This window comes from Streptomyces phaeochromogenes, from assembly GCF_001418655.1.
Taxonomy (GTDB): Bacteria; Actinomycetota; Actinomycetes; order Streptomycetales; family Streptomycetaceae; genus Streptomyces; species Streptomyces phaeochromogenes.
In genome coordinates this window covers 1-18,834 of the sequence record NZ_LIQZ01000325.1, presented here as the reverse complement: position 1 = coordinate 18,834, position 18,834 = coordinate 1, and the positions used below count along the sequence as shown (strand labels likewise).

The 18,834-nt window shown below is 70.7% G+C and carries 15 protein-coding genes and 2 pseudogenes; 6 read left to right on the top strand and 11 right to left on the bottom strand.

From position 1 onward, the window contains the following. Positions 1-164 precede the first annotated feature (164 nt). The 3 genes and pseudogenes from AOK17_RS35645 to AOK17_RS52735 form a co-directional block, all read right to left on the bottom strand. Entirely contained in the window at positions 165-2,291 is a 2,127-nt protein-coding gene (locus AOK17_RS35645; protein ID WP_055616740.1) for a 3-hydroxyacyl-CoA dehydrogenase NAD-binding domain-containing protein, read from the bottom strand. Next, positions 2,288-3,514 carry a thiolase family protein gene (locus tag AOK17_RS35640; protein WP_055616739.1) on the bottom strand — a complete coding sequence of 409 codons (1,227 nt, stop codon included), beginning with the start codon at positions 3,512-3,514 and terminating at the stop codon, positions 2,288-2,290. Before AOK17_RS35640 ends, AOK17_RS35645 begins: the two co-directional genes overlap by 4 nt. A gap of 166 nt (positions 3,515-3,680) precedes the next feature. Further along, positions 3,681-3,821, bottom strand: a pseudogene (locus AOK17_RS52735) (LacI family transcriptional regulator); the annotation flags it as partial. Between the two features lie 275 nt (positions 3,822-4,096). Here AOK17_RS52735 and AOK17_RS35635 point away from each other — a divergent pair. After that, the gene (locus tag AOK17_RS35635; RefSeq protein ID WP_055616738.1) at positions 4,097-5,320 is read left to right on the top strand and encodes an RNA-guided endonuclease InsQ/TnpB family protein; all 1,224 of its coding nucleotides are present in this window, start codon (positions 4,097-4,099) and stop codon (positions 5,318-5,320) included. A gap of 154 nt (positions 5,321-5,474) precedes the next feature. Here AOK17_RS35635 and AOK17_RS35630 read toward each other — a convergent pair whose 3' ends face one another. Together AOK17_RS35630 and AOK17_RS35625 are read right to left on the bottom strand one after the other, a co-directional pair. Beyond that, the gene (locus tag AOK17_RS35630) at positions 5,475-6,761 is read right to left on the bottom strand and encodes a ribonuclease D (protein WP_055616737.1); all 1,287 of its coding nucleotides are present in this window, start codon (positions 6,759-6,761) and stop codon (positions 5,475-5,477) included. A 116-nt stretch (positions 6,762-6,877) separates the two neighbouring features. Further along, positions 6,878-7,540 (bottom strand): response regulator transcription factor, encoded by a 663-nt coding sequence (locus AOK17_RS35625; protein WP_055616736.1) that lies wholly within the window; start codon positions 7,538-7,540, stop codon positions 6,878-6,880. A 455-nt stretch (positions 7,541-7,995) separates the two neighbouring features. Between AOK17_RS35625 and AOK17_RS35620 the strand changes: the two genes are divergently transcribed. Both AOK17_RS35620 and hemE read left to right on the top strand, forming a co-directional pair. Next, positions 7,996-8,622 (top strand): DUF3000 domain-containing protein, encoded by a 627-nt coding sequence (locus tag AOK17_RS35620; protein ID WP_055616735.1) that lies wholly within the window; start codon positions 7,996-7,998, stop codon positions 8,620-8,622. A gap of 99 nt (positions 8,623-8,721) precedes the next feature. Next, positions 8,722-9,789, top strand: coding sequence for a uroporphyrinogen decarboxylase (hemE, locus tag AOK17_RS35615; RefSeq protein ID WP_055616734.1), 1,068 nt, complete (start codon positions 8,722-8,724; stop codon positions 9,787-9,789). 7 nt (positions 9,790-9,796) lie between these two features. Here the strand turns inward: hemE and AOK17_RS35610 are convergent, their stop codons facing one another. Next, positions 9,797-10,615, bottom strand: coding sequence for a rhomboid family intramembrane serine protease (locus AOK17_RS35610; RefSeq protein ID WP_055616733.1), 819 nt, complete (start codon positions 10,613-10,615; stop codon positions 9,797-9,799). A gap of 103 nt (positions 10,616-10,718) precedes the next feature. Here AOK17_RS35610 and AOK17_RS35605 point away from each other — a divergent pair, with 103 nt between their 5' ends. Then, positions 10,719-11,066: a hypothetical protein gene (locus tag AOK17_RS35605; RefSeq protein WP_055616732.1), complete on the top strand. Its 348-nt coding sequence runs from the start codon at positions 10,719-10,721 to the stop codon at positions 11,064-11,066. Positions 11,067-11,146: 80 nt separating this feature from the next. Here AOK17_RS35605 and AOK17_RS35600 read toward each other — a convergent pair whose 3' ends face one another. Then, on the bottom strand, positions 11,147-12,550 hold the full coding sequence (locus AOK17_RS35600) for an FAD-dependent oxidoreductase (RefSeq protein ID WP_055616731.1): 1,404 nt from the start codon (positions 12,548-12,550) through the stop codon (positions 11,147-11,149). Positions 12,551-12,616: 66 nt separating this feature from the next. Further along, the gene (locus AOK17_RS35595; RefSeq protein WP_055616730.1) at positions 12,617-13,606 is read right to left on the bottom strand and encodes a DUF4349 domain-containing protein; all 990 of its coding nucleotides are present in this window, start codon (positions 13,604-13,606) and stop codon (positions 12,617-12,619) included. Positions 13,607-13,789: 183 nt separating this feature from the next. Between AOK17_RS35595 and hemG the strand changes: the two genes are divergently transcribed. Then, positions 13,790-15,274 (top strand): protoporphyrinogen oxidase, encoded by a 1,485-nt coding sequence (gene hemG, locus AOK17_RS35590; RefSeq protein WP_055616741.1) that lies wholly within the window; start codon positions 13,790-13,792, stop codon positions 15,272-15,274. A 4-nt stretch (positions 15,275-15,278) separates the two neighbouring features. Further along, positions 15,279-16,010: a hydrogen peroxide-dependent heme synthase gene (gene hemQ, locus AOK17_RS35585; protein WP_055616729.1), complete on the top strand. Its 732-nt coding sequence runs from the start codon at positions 15,279-15,281 to the stop codon at positions 16,008-16,010. A gap of 39 nt (positions 16,011-16,049) precedes the next feature. Here the strand turns inward: hemQ and AOK17_RS35580 are convergent, their stop codons facing one another. The 3 genes and pseudogenes from AOK17_RS35580 to AOK17_RS35570 all read right to left on the bottom strand — a co-directional run. Continuing rightward, positions 16,050-17,624: an alpha/beta hydrolase gene (locus AOK17_RS35580; protein WP_055616728.1), complete on the bottom strand. Its 1,575-nt coding sequence runs from the start codon at positions 17,622-17,624 to the stop codon at positions 16,050-16,052. A gap of 129 nt (positions 17,625-17,753) precedes the next feature. Beyond that, entirely contained in the window at positions 17,754-18,530 is a 777-nt protein-coding gene (locus AOK17_RS35575) for a TIGR04222 domain-containing membrane protein (RefSeq protein ID WP_055616727.1), read from the bottom strand. Between the two features lie 103 nt (positions 18,531-18,633). Beyond that, positions 18,634-18,834, bottom strand: a pseudogene (locus tag AOK17_RS35570) (hypothetical protein); the annotation flags it as partial.

Sequence of the window (18,834 nt, the reverse complement as noted above, 5' to 3'; positions counted from 1 at the left end):
GCCCCTCCGGTGTTTGGGGGGGGGGGGTTCGGGGGCGGAGCCCCTGAGTAAGGGACGGGAATGGGTAGGGGCGGCGGGGGCGAAAAACTTCCGGTCCGGGACGAACGCCGAGTGCCCCGCACGCCGGACAGGCGGGCGGGGCACTCAAAAGCACAGCGCAGCGGCTACGCCGGGACGCTGGCCACACCCCGCGCCAGGAACGGCTTCCCGTTGACCCGCTCGGAGACACCCTCACGGTCCAGGTAGGGAGTGATCCCACCCAGGTGGAAGGGCCAGCCGGCGCCCGTGATCAGGCACAGGTCGACATCCTGGGCCTCGGCCACGACACCCTCGTCGAGCATGAGCCCGATCTCCTGGGCCACGGCGTCGAGGACGCGCTCGCGCACCTGCTCCTCGGTCAGCACGACATCGCCCTGCTTCAGGAGAGCCGCAACCTCCGGGTCCAACTCCGGCTTCCCGGAGTCGTACACGTAGAAGCCACGCTTGCCCGCCTTGACGACGGCCGCGAGGTTCGGGGAGACCGTGAACCGCTCCGGGAAGGCCCGGTTCAGCGTCTCGGAGACGTGCAGACCGATCGCCGGACCGACCAGCTCAAGGAGCACGAGCGGAGACATCGGCAGACCCAGCGGCTCCACCGCCTTCTCCGCGACCTCGACGGACGTGCCCTCGTCGATGACGTTCTGGATCTCGCCCATGAAGCGCGTGAGGATGCGGTTCACGACGAACGCCGGGGCGTCCTTCACCAGAACCGCGGTCTTCTTCAGCTTCTTGGCGACGGCGAAGGCCGTGGCCAGCGAGGCGTCGTCCGTCGCCTCGCCCCGCACGATCTCAAGGAGCGGCAGGATCGCGACCGGGTTGAAGAAGTGGAAGCCCACGACCCGCTCGGGGTTCTTCAGCTTCGACGCCATCTCCGTCACGGACAGGGACGAGGTGTTGGTGGCGAGGATCGCGTGCGCCGGGGCGACCGCCTCGACCTCCGCGAACACCTGCTGCTTGACGCCGATCTCCTCGAAGACGGCCTCGATGATGAAGTCGGCGTCGGAGAAGCCCTCGGCCTTGTCCAGCACACCGGTGACCAGGGCCTTCAGGCGGTTGGCCTTGTCCTGGTTGATCCGGGACTTCAGCAGCAGCTTGTCGATCTCGGCGTGGACGTAGCCCACACCCTTGTCGACGCGCTCCTGGTCGATGTCGGTCAGCACGACCGGCACCTCAAGGCGGCGCAGGAAAAGCAGGGCGAGCTGCGAGGCCATCAGACCGGCGCCGACGACACCGACCTTGGTGACCGGGCGGGCCAGCGACTTGTCCGGGGCGCCCGCCGGGCGCTTGCCGCGCTTCTGCACGAGGTTGAACGCGTAGATGCCGGCGCGCAGTTCGCCACCCATGATCAGGTCGGCGAGGGCCACGTCCTCGGCGTCGTAACCCTGCTGCAGGTCACCGTTCTTCGCCGCGGCGATGATGTCCAGCGCGCGGTACGCGGCCGGGGCCGCCCCGTGCACCTTGCTGTCCGCGACGAAGCGGCCCTTGGCGACGGCCTGGTCCCAGGCCTCGCCGCGGTCGATCGCCGGACGCTCGACCTTGACGTCGCCCTTCAGGACCTGGGCGGTCCAGATCAGCGACTGCTCCAGGAAGTCCGCACCCTCGAAGAGCGCGTCGGCGATCCCGAGGTCGAAGACCTGCTGACCCTTGAGCTGCTTGTTCTGGTTGAGCGAGTTCTCGATGATCACGCTCACCGCACGCTCGGCGCCGATGAGGTTCGGGAGCAGCGTGCAGCCGCCCCAGCCCGGGACCAGGCCCAGGAACACCTCGGGCAGCGAGAAGGCAGGCAGGGCCTTCGAGACGGTGCGGTAGGTGCAGTGCAGACCGACCTCGACACCGCCGCCCATGGCCGCGCCGTTGTAGTACGCGAAGGTCGGGACCGAGAGGGCCGCGAGACGCTTGAAGACCTCGTGGCCGCCCTTGCCGATGGCCAGTGCGTCCTTGTGGTCCTTCAGGAGCTCGACGCCCTTGAGGTCCGCGCCGACCGCGAAGATGAACGGCTTGCCGGTGACACCGACGCCGATGATCTCGCCGGCCGCGGCCTCCTTCTCGACCTGGTCGATCGCGGCGTCGAGGTTCGCCAGCGAGGCCGGGCCGAAGGTGGTCGGCTTGGTGTGGTCGAGGCCGTTGTCAAGCGTGATGAGCGCGAAGCGCCCGGCGCCGAAGGGGAGGTCGAGGTGGCGTACGTGCGCCGACGTCACGACCTCGTCGGGGAACAGCTCTGCCGCGCCCTTCAGGAGTTCAGTGGTGCTCACTTGTCGCCTCCGGCGTCCTTGTGGTGCGGGTTCTCCCAGATCACCGTGGCGCCCATGCCGAAGCCGACGCACATGGTGGTGAGGCCGTAACGGACCTCCGGCTGCTCCTCGAACTGGCGGGCCAGCTGCGTCATCAGCCGGACGCCGGAGGAGGCCAGCGGGTGGCCGTACGCGATGGCGCCGCCGTACTGGTTGACGCGCGCGTCGTCGTCGGCGATGCCGTAGTGGTCGAGGAACGCGAGGACCTGGATGGCGAAGGCCTCGTTGATCTCGAAGAGGTTGATGTCCTCGATGGAGAGACCGGCCTTCGCCAGCGCCTTCTCCGTGGCCGGGATCGGGCCGTAGCCCATCACCTCGGGCTCGACGCCCACGAAGGCGTACGAGACCAGGCGCATCTTGACCGGCAGGTTGTTCTCGCGGGCGAAGTCCTCGGACGCGATGATCGAGGCGGTGGCGCCGTCGTTCAGACCGGCCGCGTTACCGGCGGTGACCCGGCCGTGCACACGGAACGGCGTCTTCAGACCGGCCAGGTTCTCCAGGGTGGTCCCCGGGCGCATCGGCTCGTCGGCGGTGACCAGGCCCCAGCCCGTCTCACCGGCTTCCGCGTTCGTGCGGCGTACGGAGATGGGGACCAGGTCGGCCTGGATCTTGCCGTCCGCGTAGGCCTTGGCCGCCTTCTCCTGCGAGCGCACGGCGTACTCGTCGGTGCGCTGCTTGGTGATGTGCGGGTAGCGGTCGTGCAGGTTCTCGGCGGTCATGCCCATGAACAGGGCGGACTCGTCGACCAGCTTCTCGCTGACGAACCGCGGGTTCGGGTCCACGCCCTCGCCCATGGGGTGGCGGCCCATGTGCTCGACACCACCGGCGATGACGGCGTCGTACGCGCCGAACGCGATGGAGCCGGCGGTCGAGGTGACCGCGGTCAGCGCACCGGCGCACATACGGTCGATCGAGTAACCGGGCACGGACTGCGGCAGCCCGGCCAGGATTCCGGCCGTGCGGCCCAGCGTCAGGCCCTGGTCGCCGATCTGCGTGGTCGCGGCGATGGCGACCTCGTCGATCTTCTTCGGGTCGAGACCGGGGTTGCGGCGCAGCAGCTCCCGGATCGCCTTCACGACGAGGTCGTCGGCACGGGTCTCGTGGTAGATGCCCTTCGGGCCCGCCTTGCCGAACGGGGTGCGGACGCCGTCGACGAAGACGACGTCCCTGACGGTACGAGGCACGATGGCTCTCCTCCAGATGCGGGATGGCACTGCTGCGCGACACACACGCCCTGAGCGCGCGCTCACCTCCCATGCTACTTGCGGGTAACCCACCTGCCCAGTCCCACAGCGGGTAGCGGCGAAGGTCACATGGCTCTCAGCGCGCCCGCGGCCCGTACGGGGCCGCTACCGCGCCAGCGCCGCCGACCCGGGCGACCCGCCGATGCCCGAGCGCCGCGAGATACCGCACGGCCTCGGTGACGGCGGTCGCGTCGGCGGTCCACGCGGAGGTGAGCCCGCCGGTGAGCGACGGGTGTCTGACGGTTACCGGGATTCATTCGCAGTGCATCGGCCTTCAGGTCGGTGGTGAAGCGAATCTCGTGATGGTGACGTGGGCATCACGGATGCTGTCCTGCGGGAGCAGGGGCACAGGCGTCCATCACGGCCGACGCGGAGCGTCAGGGGCACTGATCCGGCGAAGCCGGGCAACGCATCCCCCTGCCCAGCCCCTTCGGCTTGTTCCGCTCCTGCTGGTTCCCGGGGGTACCGGCCGTTCATATGTTCCCTCTGGTGACGGGTGGCGCTCGTTCGTACGATCACCGCATGCAGCTTCGGTACGCCTTCAGGCTGTACCCGGAACCGGGCCAACGCACGGCACTGGCCAGGGCGTTCGGGTGCGCCCGCGTCGTGTACAACGATGCCGTGCGCGCCCGCGAGGACGCCCGCAGGGCGGGCGAAGCCTTCCCTGCGGCGGGTGTGCTGTCCCGGAAGCTGATCACCCAGGCCAAGCAGACACCCGAGCGGTCCTGGCTGGGCGAGGTCTCCGCAGTGGTGCTCCAGCAGTCCCTGCGCGACGCGGAGACCGCCTACCGGAACTTCTTCGCCTCCCTCAAGGGGCAGCGCCAGGGCGCGAAGAGCGGTGCGCCCCGCTTCAAGTCCAGCAAGGACACCCGTCAGTCGATCCGCTTCACCGCCAATGCCCGCTGGTCGATCACCGGTTCCGGAAGGCTGAATCTGCCGAAGGTCGGCGCGGTGAAGGTGAAGTGGTCCCGCACTCTGCCCGCGCAGCCCTCTTCGGTCACCGTGATCAAGGACGCGGCCGGACGGTACTTCGCCTCGTTCGTCATCGACACCGACCCGGCCGCGGACGCCGCCCGGATGCCCGCCACCGACCACACGGTCGGCATCGATCTGGGCCTGACGCACTTCGCCGTCCTCTCCGACGGGACGAAGATCGACTCCCCGCGGTTCCTGCGCCGGGCGGAGAAGAAGCTGAAGAAGGCCCAGCGCGAGCTGTCCCGTAAGCAGAAGGGATCCAGGAACCGGGAGAGGGCCCGCCTGAAGGTCGCCCGCGCCCACGCGGGGGTGGTCGACGCACGCCGCGAGTTCCACCACCGGCTCTCCACGCAGCTGATCTCCGAGAACCAAGGGATCGGTGTGGAGGACCTGGCGGTCAGGGCACTGGCGCGCACCGGACTGGCGAAGAGTGTGCATGACGCGGGCTGGACGCAGTTCGTCGCCATGCTGGAATACAAGGCCGTCCGGTACGGGCGCACCCTGGTGAAAATCGGCCGGTTCGAGCCGACCAGCCAGGTGTGTTCGGGGTGCGGGGCCAACGACGGCCCCAAGCCCCTGCACATCCGGGAGTGGACTTGTGCCGCCTGCGGTGCGGTGCACGACCGGGACCACAATGCCGCGAAGAACGTGAAAACGGCCGCCGGACTGGCGGTGACAGCCTGTGGAGCGCAGGTCAGACCAGGACTCGTCCTGGCACAGCGCGACGAAGCAGGAAGCCATGGATTCCCGTCGGAACCCCGTGCCGCGTAGCGGCACAGCAACCGGCGGAGAAGGCCAGAATCCTCGGGCTTCAGCCCGAGGAGCAAGTCAAATCTACAACGGCTTCACGAGGGGCGCGACGAAGTAGGGAAGGCCCGCAGCCGCCATGAGCCCGAACGGCTCACGGCGACCGGGCGACCTTCGTTCATTCCTGGGACTTGGCCTTGGCGGCCAGCGCGGTGACCAGCACCGGCGTGACCTGCTCCACCTGCCAGGGCCGAGCCCCGTACCCGGAAAGCGCGGCAGCCACCGACTCGGCGTCCGCGGTAGCGGGCGGCTCCCAGCAGACCCGCCGGACCGTGTCCGGGGTGATCAGGTTCTCCTGAGGCATGTTCAGCGTCTCCGCCAGCGCGGAGACGGCGGCCCGCGCCGCCGACAGCCGAGCCGCGGCCACCGGGTCCTTCTCCGCCCAGGCCCGCGGCGGCGGAGGCCCGGTCACCGGCTGCCCGGGCTGCGGCAGCTCGGCGTCCGGCAGCTCCTTCGCACGGTCGACGGCGGCCTGCCACTGCTCCAGTTGACGCCGCCCCATCCGGTGCCCGAATCCGTTCAGCGCGGCGAGCGCGTGCACGTTGGCCGGAAGTGAGAGGGCGGCTTCCACGATGGCGGCGTCCCCGAGCACCTTGCCGGGCGAGATGTCCCTGCGCTGCGCGACGCGGTCCCGGGTCTCCCACAGCTCCCGTACGACCGCCATCTGCCGGCGGCGGCGCACCTTGTGCATGCCGGAGGTCCGGCGCCACGGGTCCTTGCGGGGCTCCGCCGGGGGCGCCGAGGCGATCGCGTCGAACTCCTGGCGGGCCCACTCCAGCTTGCCCTGCCGGTCGAGCTCCTTCTCCAGCGCGTCCCGCAGGTCTACGAGCAGCTCCACGTCGAGCGCGGCGTAGCGCAGCCACGGCTCGGGCAGCGGACGCGTCGACCAGTCGACCGCGGAGTGTCCCTTCTCCAGTACGAAGCCCAGGACGCCCTCGACCATCGCGCCGAGGCCGACCCGCGGGAACCCGGCGAGCCGTCCGGCCAGCTCGGTGTCGAACAGGAGGCTGGGGACCATGCCTATCTCGCGCAGACACGGCAGATCCTGGGTGGCGGCGTGCAGCACCCACTCCACACCGGAGAGCGCCTCGCCGAGGCCCGACAGGTCGGGGCAGGCGACGGGATCGATCAGTGCGGTGCCCGCGCCCTCGCGGCGCAGCTGCACCAGATACGCGCGCTGGCCGTAGCGATAGCCGGACGCCCGCTCGGCGTCCACGGCGACGGGGCCACTGCCGGCCTCGAACGCGGCGATCACCTCGGCGAGCGAGGCCTCGTCGGCGATGACGGGCGGAATTCCGTCGCGGGGCTCCAGCAAGGGGATCGGCGCCGGTTCGACGTCGTCCGGAGGAGCGCCTCCGGTGGTTCGCAGTGAACTGTCTGCTGCGGTCTCTTGGGCGTCGGTCACCTGTCAAGGGTATCTGTGTATGGACGACGCCCGTCGACGGAACGTTCCGTCGACGGGCGTCTGAGGGTCGTAAACCAGTCAGGTCAGTGAATCCTGAATCATCAGAGAATCCGGAATCAGTGGATGATCCCCGTTCGCAGGGCCACCGCGACCATTCCGGCGCGGTCGCCCGTGCCGAGCTTGCGGGCGATACGGGCGAGGTGGCTCTTCACGGTCAGCGCGGACAGGCCCATCGAGACGCCGATGGCCTTGTTCGACTGGCCCTCCGCCACCAGCCGGAGCACCTCGACCTCACGGCCGGACAACTCGCGGTAACCGCCCGGGTGGCTCGGGGAGCCCGGGGGACGGCGGTGCATACGGGCGGCGGCCGAGCCGATGGGCGCGGCGCCCGGCCGGGTGGGAAGCCCGAGGTTCGTACGGGTGCCGGTGACCACATAGCCCTTGACGCCGCCCGCGAGGGCGTTGCGTACGGCGCCGATGTCGTCGGCGGCGGACAGGGCCAGGCCGTTCGGCCAGCCGGCGGCCCGGGTTTCGGACAGGAGGGTGAGGCCGGAGCCGTCGGGGAGATGGACGTCTGCGACACAGATGTCGCGGGGGTTGCCGATGCGGGGACGAGCCTCCGCGACGGACGAGGCCTCGATCACGTCGCGAACACCGAGCGCCCACAGGTGGCGGGTGACGGTGGAGCGCACACGGGGATCGGCCACGACCACCATCGCGGTCGGCTTGTTCGGGCGGTAGGCGACCAGGCTTGCGGGCTGCTCGAGGAGAACGGACACCAGGCCTCCTGGGGTGGGGGACGGGGCACCGGCTGTGGGGATGAAGCCGGGACGAACCGTGCTTTCAAGGTCACAGAGGTCTTCGGCACCAAACCCGTCCGCCTTTAGAGAATGATCACGATTTGGTGAGTAATAATGCGTGCAATTCGGACGGACGATCGATCATCCGAAGATCGAAACGAGTTCGCTCCGCTTCGTTACGCGGCCGAAAGTGGTCGTATCGACAAAAGGTCAGAAGCGTTCGCGCACCGGCTCGGAGGCTCCGGAGACGGCCCGAGCCCGCAAAACCCCAAGAACCCGAGCCCCAAACCCCAAGAAAAAGTGCGGTGTTCGCGCGATGTGATCCGGACAGTGGTCCCACGCACGGGTGTCTCTCCCTGCGCGAAGGCTCTGTTCCCCTTAATCTTCCCCGCATGGCTGCGGCTCAGGGACGACTGTCGGACGGCGCTGGCGGAATGGACGACCCGAAGGAGGGGGAACGGGATGCGATGGAGGCGGCTCCGCTGCCTTTCCGGGCCGCTGTCGACGCGTTGAGGGCCGCGCGGCTGCGGCCACAGATCGAGATCGACCCGACGAAACCGCCGCAGCGGCTCGCCCCCTTCACCTATGCGCTGGAGGCCACGGTCGTCGACGGCGACGAGGATCTGGCGGACGGCCGCCTCGTCCTGCTCCACGACCCGGCGGGACACGACGCCTGGCAGGGCTCGTTCCGCCTGGTGACCCTGGTCCGCGCGGAGCTGGAGGCCGAGATGGCCACCGACCCGCTGCTCCCCGAGGTCTGCTGGTCCTGGCTGACCGGCGCGCTCCAGGCCCGCGGCCTCTCCTACGGCGAACCCAGCGGCACGGTCACCCGGGCCGGCTCCCACTACTTCGGCGGCCTCGCGGACCGGCCGGCCAACTCCCAGATCGAGATCCGCGCCTCCTGGACACCCCGCGAGGGCCTGGGCGGTGTGCCCGACACGGCCTCCCATCTGGCGTCCTGGTGCGACCTCCTGGCCCAGATCGCGGGCCTCCCCCCGGCGGCCCCGGGCGACGCCTCCATCGTCAGCCTCCCGCAACGCAGGGGCCCCCAGTCCCGCTGACCCGGACCGCCGCGCCCCTCTCCCCCCTCCCACGTGCGGGTCCCGGGCGCGGCCGTACCCGGGACCGGGGGCCGCGCCGACCGTGGGAGACTTTTCGGCGTGAGCGCCATTGACCGCCCCAAGGGCCAGCAGCCGACAGCGACGTACGACTCCACCTTCCTCAAGGCGTGCCGACGCGAGCCCGTGCCGCACACGCCCGTGTGGTTCATGCGGCAGGCGGGGCGGTCACTGCCCGAGTACCTGAAGGTGCGCGAGGGCATCCCCATGCTGGAGTCCTGCACGCGGCCCGAGCTGGTCACCGAGATCACGCTCCAGCCGGTACGGCGGCACAACGTGGACGCGGCGATCTACTTCAGCGACATCGTCGTACCCCTGAAGGCCATCGGTGTCGACCTCGACATCAAGCCCGGTGTGGGTCCGGTCGTCGAGAAGCCGATCCGCTCCCGCGCCGACCTCGCCCAGCTGCGCGACCTGACGCCCGACGACGTCTCGTACGTCACCGAGGCGATCGGAATGCTCACGAGCGAACTCGGCCCGAAGCCTCTCATCGGTTTCGCCGGTGCGCCCTTCACGCTCGCCAGCTACCTCGTGGAGGGCGGGCCGTCCCGCAACCACGAGCACACCAAGGCGCTCATGTACGGCGACCCGCAGCTCTGGGCCGACCTGCTCGACCGGCTCGCGGACATCACGGCCGCCTTCCTCCGGGTGCAGATCGAGGCGGGGGCCAGCGCCGTCCAGCTCTTCGACTCCTGGGTCGGCGCGCTCGCTCCCGCCGACTACCGGCGCTCGGTCATGCCCGCCTCCACGAAGGTGTTCAAGGCCGTCGAGGAGTACGGCGTCCCGCGCATCCACTTCGGTGTCGGTACGGGTGAGCTGCTCGGGCTGATGGGCGAGGCCGGTGCGGATGTCGTCGGCGTCGACTGGCGTGTGCCGCTCGACGAGGCCGCCCGGCGCGTCGGCCCCGGCAAGGCGCTGCAGGGCAACCTCGACCCCTCGGTCCTCTTCGCCCCGACCGAGGCCGTCGAGGAGAAGACCCAGGAGGTTCTCGACGCGGCGGCCGGTCTGGAGGGGCACGTCTTCAACCTCGGGCACGGCGTCCTGCCGTCGATGGACCCGGATGCGCTGACCCGGCTCGTCGAGTACGTCCACACGCGTACGGCGAGTTAGTCCGCGCTCACCAGCGCGGGCGTGCTCGTCTGCCCCACAGGAGCCCTCGGGGTTCCGGTGGGGGTGGCGTGCCGGGGCGTAGGGGCCAGGCGAGGAGCATGCCTGCCAGGAAGCCGACGACGTGGGCCACGTACGCCACGGTGCCGGCCGCCGAGACGCCGGTGCCGGACGAGTACACCGCCTGGAGGACGAACCAGGAGCCCAGCACGATCCACGCGGGCAGGCGCAGCGGCAGGAAGATCAGGAACGGGACGAGGACCCAGACCCTGGCCCTCGGGTAGAGCACCAGATACGCGCCCAGGACGCCGGCGATCGCACCCGACGCGCCGATCAGCGGGTCGCCGGAGTCCGCGTTGACGAGGGCGAAGCCGTACGCCGCCGCGTAGCCGCAGACCACGTAGAACAGCACGTAGCGGATGTGGCCGAGGCGGTCCTCGATGTTGTTGCCGAAGACCATCAGGAACAGCATGTTGCCGAGCAGGTGCAGCCAGCTGCTGTGCAGGAACATCGCCGTGAGGACCGACACCGGGGGCGACTTGTCGTAGCCCGGCGGGCCGACGAGGCAGCCCACGCCCTGTGGTCCCACGCCCACGTCACCGGTCGGGACGGTCGTCGGCGTCTGGCCGTGGATCAGCTCCCGGGGCACCGCCGCCCAGTGGTCCAGGAACGCCTGGAGGTGGCACAGCTGGGCCGGGCCGCTCTCGCCGGTGAGCGAGCTCGCCACACCCGGAGTGGCCAGGAACACCACGAAGTTGGCGGCGATCAGCGCGTACGTCACATACGGCGTGCGACGGACCGGGTTCACGTCATGGACGGGTATGACCACGGGGAAATTCTGCCCGGGTTCGGGGGACTCTGAACGGGACCGCGGGCGTGTGCGTATGTCTCGGCAACCGTCGTGATCCAAGCAACACGTGAGGAACAGGTCAATGAACGACCGAGTCACTCAGCCCCTGATCGCCACGCCGGACGGAGAGGCGGAGCTTGCCCTCGTGGTCAGGCTGTCGTGGGAGGACGTGGCGGCGCTCGGCCAGGAGGCCGGTCGGTTGTCCGCCAGCATGCAGCGGCCCGTGACGTTGGACGAGGCGGTGAGCCACCGGCTGCGGAGCCGGCAGGCGGGGTCGCACGCGCGGCCTCAGCAGGCGCCGCCGATGCCGCCTTCGGCGGTGTCCGCGCCCGCGGTGTCGACGGTCTCGTCGTTGCCGCGGTCGCCCGGTGAGCAGGCTCGGCAGGCCATAGAGAAGATCAACGGGAACGGGTCGGCGCAAGGGGCTTGAGCGGGGCTTTCTGGCTGCGGGTTCGTCGTGGCTGGTCGCGCCCACGCGGCGGAGCCGCGGATGTCGCAGCCCCGTGCCTCTTACAGGGTGCTCCCTGCTCGCACGGCCGTCACCGCCTTGCGGGCCGCCACCAGGATGGGGTCCCAGACCGGGGAGAACGGTGGGGCGTAGCCGAGGTCCAGGGCTGTCATCTGTTCGACCGTCATGCAGGCGGTGAGGGCGACCGCGGCGATGTCGACGCGTTTGGCGGCGCCTTCCCGGCCGACGATCTGGACGCCGAGGAGGCGGCCGGTGCGGCGTTCGGTGAGCATCTTGACCTTCATGGGGTCGGCGCCCGGGTAGTAGCCCGCGCGGCTCGTCGACTCGATGGTGACCGTCTCGAACCGGAGGCCCGCCCGGCGGGCGTCCTTCTCGCGCAGGCCGGTGCGGGCGATCTCCAGATCGCAGACCTTGCTGACCGCCGTGCCGACGACGCCGGGGAACGTGGCGTAGCCGCCGCCGACGTTCGCGCCGATCACCTGGCCGTGCTTGTTGGCGTGGGTGCCCAGCGCGATGTGCCGTTCGCGGCCCGAGACCAGGTCGAGGACCTCGACGCAGTCGCCGCCCGCCCAGATGTTCTCGTGCCCCCGCACCCGCATCGCCAGATCGGTCAGCAGCCCCTTGTGGTCGCCGAGCGGCAGCCCCGCGGCCTCGGCGAGCGCGGTCTCGGGACGTACACCGATGCCGAGGACCACCACGTCCGCCGGGTACTCGGCGTCCTCCGTGGCCACCGCGCGGACCCGGCCGTCCTCACCGGTCAGGATCTTGGTGACCTCGGCGTCGTTGACCATCGTGATGCCGAGGCCCTCCATGGCCTCGTGCACCAGCCGGCCCATGTCCGGGTCGAGCGTCGACATGGGCTCCTGGCCGCGGTTGACGACCGTCACCTCGTACCCGCGGTTGATCAGCGCCTCGGCCATCTCCACGCCGATGTAGCCCGCGCCGATCACCACCGCGCGGCGGCCCGCCGTACGGGCCAGCGTGTCGAGGAGGGCCTGTCCGTCGTCGAGGGTCTGCACGCCGTGCACCCCGGGCGCGTCGATGCCGGGCAGTGACGGCCGCATCGGATGGGCGCCCGTCGCGAGCACGAGCTTGTCGTACGACGTCCACGCCTCGGCGCCTGACTCCAGGTCCCGGGAGCGTACGCGCCCGCCCGCGACGTCGAGTTCCGTGACCTCCGTACGCATCCGCAGGTCGATCCCGCGCGCCCGGTGCTCCTCCGGAGAGCGCGCGATCAACTGGTCCCGGTCCTCGACGTCACCGCCCACCCAGTAGGGGATGCCGCACGCCGAGTAGGAGCTGAAGTGGCCCCGCTCGAACGCCACGATCTCCAGCTCGTCGGGGCCCTTCAGACGGCGCGCCTGGGACGCGGCGGACATGCCCGCCGCGTCCCCTCCGACGACCACCAGGCGCTCTTGGGAACGGCTCGCACGGCTCATGCTCATACGAACACGCTACGGGGGTCCCGCATTTCGGTCCTGGTCAGGATCGCGCCGATTCGCCCGGGTCGCTCAGTCCTTGTCGTCGCCCTCTGCCCGGAGCGGCGGGGCGACCGGCAGCGAACCCGTGCCCGCGCCGCTCGGTGCCGCCGCGACCGGCCGCGCCGGCGTCCGGCCACGCAGGAAACGCACCCACAGGAACAGCAGCAGCGCCGCGCCGACCAGGAAGGGCAGGACCGCACCGAGGGCGAGCGCGATCCAGCGGAACATGGTGACGAACGCGTCCCAGCCGCCCCCGAGCGCGTCCGCGAACCCCGGGTCGTCGTCCTTGGCGGCCTTCTTCACCGGCGTCTCGGACAGCGACAGTGTGATCGTCGCAAGGCTCGTACGGTCCTTCAGGGACGTCTGCTGGGCCAGCAGCGACTCCAGGTCGGCCTGACGGGTGCTCAACTCGCCCTCAAGGGTGACCACATCGCTCAGCTTGGTCGCCTGGTCCATCAGCTCGCGGATCCGCACCACGCTGGCGCGCTGCGACTTGATGCGGCTCTCCACGTCGACGACCTGCTCGGTGACGTCCTCGGCCTTCGCCCTGCGGTCGATGAGCTTGCCCGAGCCCTCCAGCTCCGTGAGCACCTCCTCGTACTTGTCCGAGGGCACCCGCAGGACGACACGGGAGCGCTCGCGGCCCTCGGAGTCGCGGTCCGTGGTCTCGTTGCCGACCATGCCGCCCGCGTTCTCGACGACCGTGCGGGCCTCGTCGAGGGACTTCGGCACGTCCTTGACCTGCACGGTCAGTGACGCGGTGTGGATGATGTGGGCGGTCAGTCTGGTTGGCGCGGCGGCCTGCTCCTTCTTGCCGCTGCCCGCATCGCTGTCGGCCGCGCCCGCGCCCGCCTCGTTCGCGCCCGGGGCGGCGCCCTTGGCATCCGAGCTGGAGCTCCCGCCGTCGGCCGCGCCCGTGCACCCTGTCAGGGCGAGGGCCGCGGCGAGGCACAGCGCCGAGAGGAGCTGGAAAGGTCGTGCGGATCGGTGCCTGGTCGTGCCACTGCCACGCGTCTGCATATCGGCTTACCCCCGAGGGTGTCGTGATGACTGACGCTCCTACGACGCAGAGCCCTTGTGAGACGTTGGCCGAATCCGGTCCCGAAGAGGTCACGGTCCGGACTCGTCATGGACACCCTCACCGGCACGTTCACGGGCACCGGGGCCCGCGGGACTGTCGGTGGGGTCTGGGACAGTGGAGACATGCACGCAGACACACGTACGGGCACGGGTCATGTCGTCGTCATCGGGGGCGGTATCGCCGGTCTGGCCGCCGCCCACCGGCTGCTGGACGGCGGAGCGCGCGTGACCGTGCTCGAGGCCTCTGACCGGCTCGGCGGCAAGCTGCTGCCCGGGGAGATCGCCGGCGTCCGGGTCGACCTCGGCGCCGAGTCGATGCTCGCCCGGCGGCCCGAAGCGGTGGCGCTCGCCCGCGAGGTGGGCCTCGCCGACCGGCTCCAGCCACCCGCGACGGCGAGCGCCTCGATCTGGACGCGCGGGGCACTGCGGCCCATGCCCAAGGGGCACGTCATGGGCGTCCCCGGCGACGCGGCGGCCCTCTCCGGAGTCCTCTCGGAGGAGGGCCTGCGCCGGATCGAGCGCGACCGCGACCTGCCGCGCACGGAGGTCGGGGACGACGTGGCGGTGGGGGAGTTCGTCGCCGCGCGCCTCGGCCGCGAGGTCGTCGACCGCCTCATCGAGCCCCTCCTCGGCGGTGTCTACGCGGGCGACGCGTACCGCATCTCGATGCGCTCGGCCGTCCCCCAGCTCTTCGAGGCGGCCCGCACCCACACGTCGTTGACGGAGGCCGTCCGCGAGATCCAGGCGAGGGCGGCAAAGAACCAGCAGACAGGCCCGGTCTTCACCGGCATCGAGGGCGGCGTCGGCGGCCTCCCGCTCGCCGTCGCGGAGTCGGTCCGCGCGCGGGGCGGCGAGATCGTCACGGGGGCGCCGGTGACGGAGCTGCGACGGGTCGAGGGCGAGGAGCCCGGGGCGGACGGCGGCGGGCGCTGGCGTGTCGTCGCCGGTGGTGACGTCCTCCATGCCGACGCCGTCGTGGTGGCGGTGCCCGCCGGTGCCGCGGCCGGGCTGCTCGGCGCCGAGGCCCCGGCCGCCGCGGCCGAGCTCGCGACCGTCGAGTACGCCTCCATGGCGCTGATCACCCTCGCGTACCGCCGTGACGAGATCGCCCTCCCCGAAGGGAGCGGATTTCTGGTGCCGCCTGTCGACGGACGCACCATCAAGGCCTCGACCTTCGCCTCCCAGAAGTGGGGGTGGATCGCGGAGGAGAACCCGGACATGGTGGTCCTGCGCACGTCCGTCGGGCGCTACGGAGAGACGGAGATCCTCGGCCGGGACGACGCGGACCTCGTCGACGTGTCACGGCACGACCTGCGCGAGGCCACCGGCCTGGACGCCGAGCCCGTCGAGACCCGGGTGACCCGCTGGACCGACGGACTGCCCCAGTACCCGGTCGGGCACCACGCGCGCGTGGCCCGCATCCGCGAGCACGTCGGCAAGCTGCCCGGCCTCGCCGTCTGCGGAGCGGCGTACGACGGTGTCGGCATCCCGGCCTGCATCGCGAGCGCGAACGCGGCCGTGGACAAGCTGACCGGCGACCGCGCCGGACTGACGGACGCCCTGATCACGAACCCGGTGCAGAGCCTGCACGGCGGAGCGGGAGAATAGCCCCATGAGTGACGACGCCCCCACCACCGGCCAGGCCAGGATCCCGAACGCCGGCAAGAAGGCCAAGGACCTCAACGAGGTCATCCGCTACACCCTCTGGTCCGTGTTCAAACTGCGCGACGTCCTGCCTGTGGACCGCGCCGGGTACGCGGACGAGGTCCAGGAGCTCTTCGACCAGCTCGATGCCAAGGACGTCACGATCCGCGGCACGTACGACGTGTCGGGGCTGCGCGCCGACGCCGACCTCATGATCTGGTGGCACGCCGAGACGGCCGACCAGCTCCAGGAGGCGTACAACCTCTTCCGCCGTACGAAGCTGGGCCGCGCGCTGGAGCCGGTCTGGTCGAACATGGCGCTGCACCGGCCGGCGGAGTTCAACCGCTCGCACATTCCGGCGTTCCTCGCCGACGAGACGCCGCGCAACTACATCAGCGTGTATCCCTTCGTGCGCTCCTACGACTGGTACCTGCTGCCGGACGAGGACCGTCGCCGGATGCTCGCGGACCACGGCAAGATGGCCCGCGGGTACCCGGACGTGCGTGCCAACACGGTCGCCTCGTTCTCGCTCGGTGACTACGAGTGGATGCTCGCGTTCGAGGCCGATGAGCTGTATCGGATCGTGGACCTCATGCGGCACCTGCGGGCGTCCGAGGCGCGGATGCATGTCCGGGAAGAGGTGCCGTTCTACACCGGGCGGCGGAAGTCCGTCGCCGAGCTGGTCGCCGGGCTCGCGTAGCCCTGTACGTGCACAGCCCCGCGCCCCTGAAGGGCGCCCCTACAGGGGCGTGACCGGGGTCGGCTCCTCGTGCGGCGCGCAGGCCGCGCGTCGTACCGGGAGCCTGCCCTCCAGCAAGTACGCATCCAGGTAGGCGTTGACGCAGTCGTTGGAGCCGCCGCCGATGCCGTGTGTGCCCGATGCCCGCTCGGTCACCAGGACCGAGCCGGACAGGCGCTGGTGCAGCTCCAGGGCTCCGGCGTACGGCGTCGCCGCGTCCCGTTCCGCCGCCAGGATCAGTGTCGGCGGCAGCTCGCCCGGTGATGTCCGTACGTCGACCGGCCGTTGACGCGGCAGGGGCCAGTAGGCGCAGGGCAGGTTCATCCAGACGTTGTCCCAGGTCTCGAACGGGGCCACGCGGGCGAGCCGGGTGTTGTCGCGGTCCCAGGTGTGCCAGGCCCGCGGCCAGGGCGCGTCGTTGCACTCGGTGGCGATGTAGACCGCCTTGCTGTTCTCCTGCTCCTCCACCGCGTCCGGATTCGGCCCCGCCTGCCTGATCAGCGGCTCCGGGTCGCCCTTCAGATAGGCGGAGAGTGCCAGCGCGCGCTGCGGCCAGTAGTCGTCGTAGTACCCGGCCTGCAGGAACGTGCTCTGGAGCTGCCCCGGACCGACCTTGCCGCCCGCGGGTTCGGCGGCGAGCCACGCCCGGGCCTTCTCGTAACTCCGCAGCACCTCCTCCGGCGTGCGGCCCAGCCCGTACACCTTGTGGTGCTTGGCCATCCACGTGCGGAAGTCGGCCCAGCGGCCCTCGAAGGCGACCGACTGGTCGAGGTTGTTCCGGTACCAGACCTTCTCCGGGTCCGGGTTCACGGCCGAGTCGAAGACCATCCGGCGTACGTGCGAGGGGAACAGCGTCGCGTACAGCGACGCGAAGTACGTGCCGTACGAGGCACCCATGAAGGTCAGCTTCTGTTCGCCGAGGGCGGCGCGCAGGACGTCCAGGTCGCGGGCGTTGTTGAGCGAGGAGAAGTGCCGGATCTCCCGCCCCGACCGCTCGACGCAGCCGCGCGCGAACGCCTTGGCCCGCGCGACACGCTCCTTCTTGTACGACTCCGAGGGGTACGTCGGCGACTGCGTGGGGCCCTTCAGGAGCCGTTTCGGGTCCTGGCAGGAGAGCGGCGCCGAGCGGCCGACCCCGCGCGGGGCGTAGCCGACGAGGTCGTACGCCCCGGCGATGCGCTTCCACTCGGGGATCATGCCGATCAGCGGGAAGTACATGCCCGAGGCGCCCGGACCGCCCGGGTTGAAGACCAGCGCGCCCTGCCGCGCCACCGGCCGTTTGCCGTCCTTGCCGGTGGCCTTCACCCGGCTGACGGTCAGCTTGATCTTCTTGCCCTCGGGGTGCGCGTAGTCGAGCGGCACCTCCACCGTGCCGCACTGCAGGCTGCCCGGGGTGTCCTGCTCCTGAGAGCAGTTGCCGAACCGGATGCCCTCGGCGGCGGCGCGTTGGGCGGCGACCGCCGTGCCGTGCAGTTCGGTCCAGCCGAGGGGGGTCTGGGCGCTGCCCGCGGGGGCGGCGACGACGGCGGTCAGAACCAGGGACCCGGCCGTTCCGTAGAGGGCGGCAGCTCGCATCGCGTTCCCTTCAGTGCACGGCAGCAACAAAAGGGATGCTTCGTTCGGTACTTGGCGAAGTAAAGCACCGGCCCGCCGGTGTCGGCCCAATGACCCCGATGCGCGTCCGGCGCGCGTTCCCGGCGCGCTCTAGGCGTGCGGTTCGCGGTGCGCGAAGGCCGCCCGCAGATCCGGTTCGCCGATCGCGCGGACGCCGCGTACGGCCACGGTGGTGAGGTACGTACGGTCGTCGCTGCCGGTGTCCGCGCGGCGGGCCAGGGCGCTGAGCAGGTGCTGGCCGGCCGGGGACGCCCAGCGCGTGTAGGGGTGGACCTCGATCCGGGCTATGGCGAGGCAGCTCAGGGTCAGGATGAGCGGGAGCGTGAACCAGATGGCCACCAGGGCCCGGTTCTCCTGCGTCTGAGAAGGCATCAACAGGGCGACCGCGCCCAGCACCAGCACGCCCGCCGCCGCGGCCCGCACCTGGCGGACGGCGCCCGCGACGGTGGTGCGGGCACCGTCAGGCACGGCGAGGCCCGCCGCGACAAGACGGTCGGCGAGGACACGTACGGACTCCGCGGCGGCGGCGGTCGTACGGACCGGCGCGATCCGCGACTGTCCGTACGGGCCTATCGCGCCCAGCACCGAGCGCTCCATCTCGTCCCGGCCGCGCGGGTCCACGACGGTCGCCCAGCCCGTGTGGGCGAGCAGGAGGCGGCGCTGGCGGGCCATCGACACCAACGTCAGATCGGCGACCCGCGCGGGGCCGCCCGACAGGAACGCGGCCTCGTACAGCGTGAGACCGCGGCCCTGGAACCGGTCCGTCTCGTCGACGACGGCGGCGGCGCGGACGGAGGCCAGGCACAGACGCGTACAGGTGGTGCCGGCCGCGACCCAGGCCAGGAACAGGAGGAGGACCCAGAACATGCGGGATTTCTATGCGACGGAGGCCCGGGTGCGCCACGGCTTGTTCACAATTTGGACGGAGCGTCGTCACAGTGTGACGTTTCGCTTCGCTGCGTTCCGGTTGTCAGGACTTCTTGTCCTCGGACTTGTCCCCGCCGTTGTCCCCGCCCTTCGAGGACTCGGACTTCTTGGGCTCGTTGGATTCCTTCGGCTCGTCGTCCTCCGGCGGGCGGCTCGTCGCGGGCGGCGGCAGGGTGTAGGTCCGAGAAGGGGATGGGGACGAGGACGGGGAGACCGGGACGGGCGGGCTCGGGGAGTCCGTCGG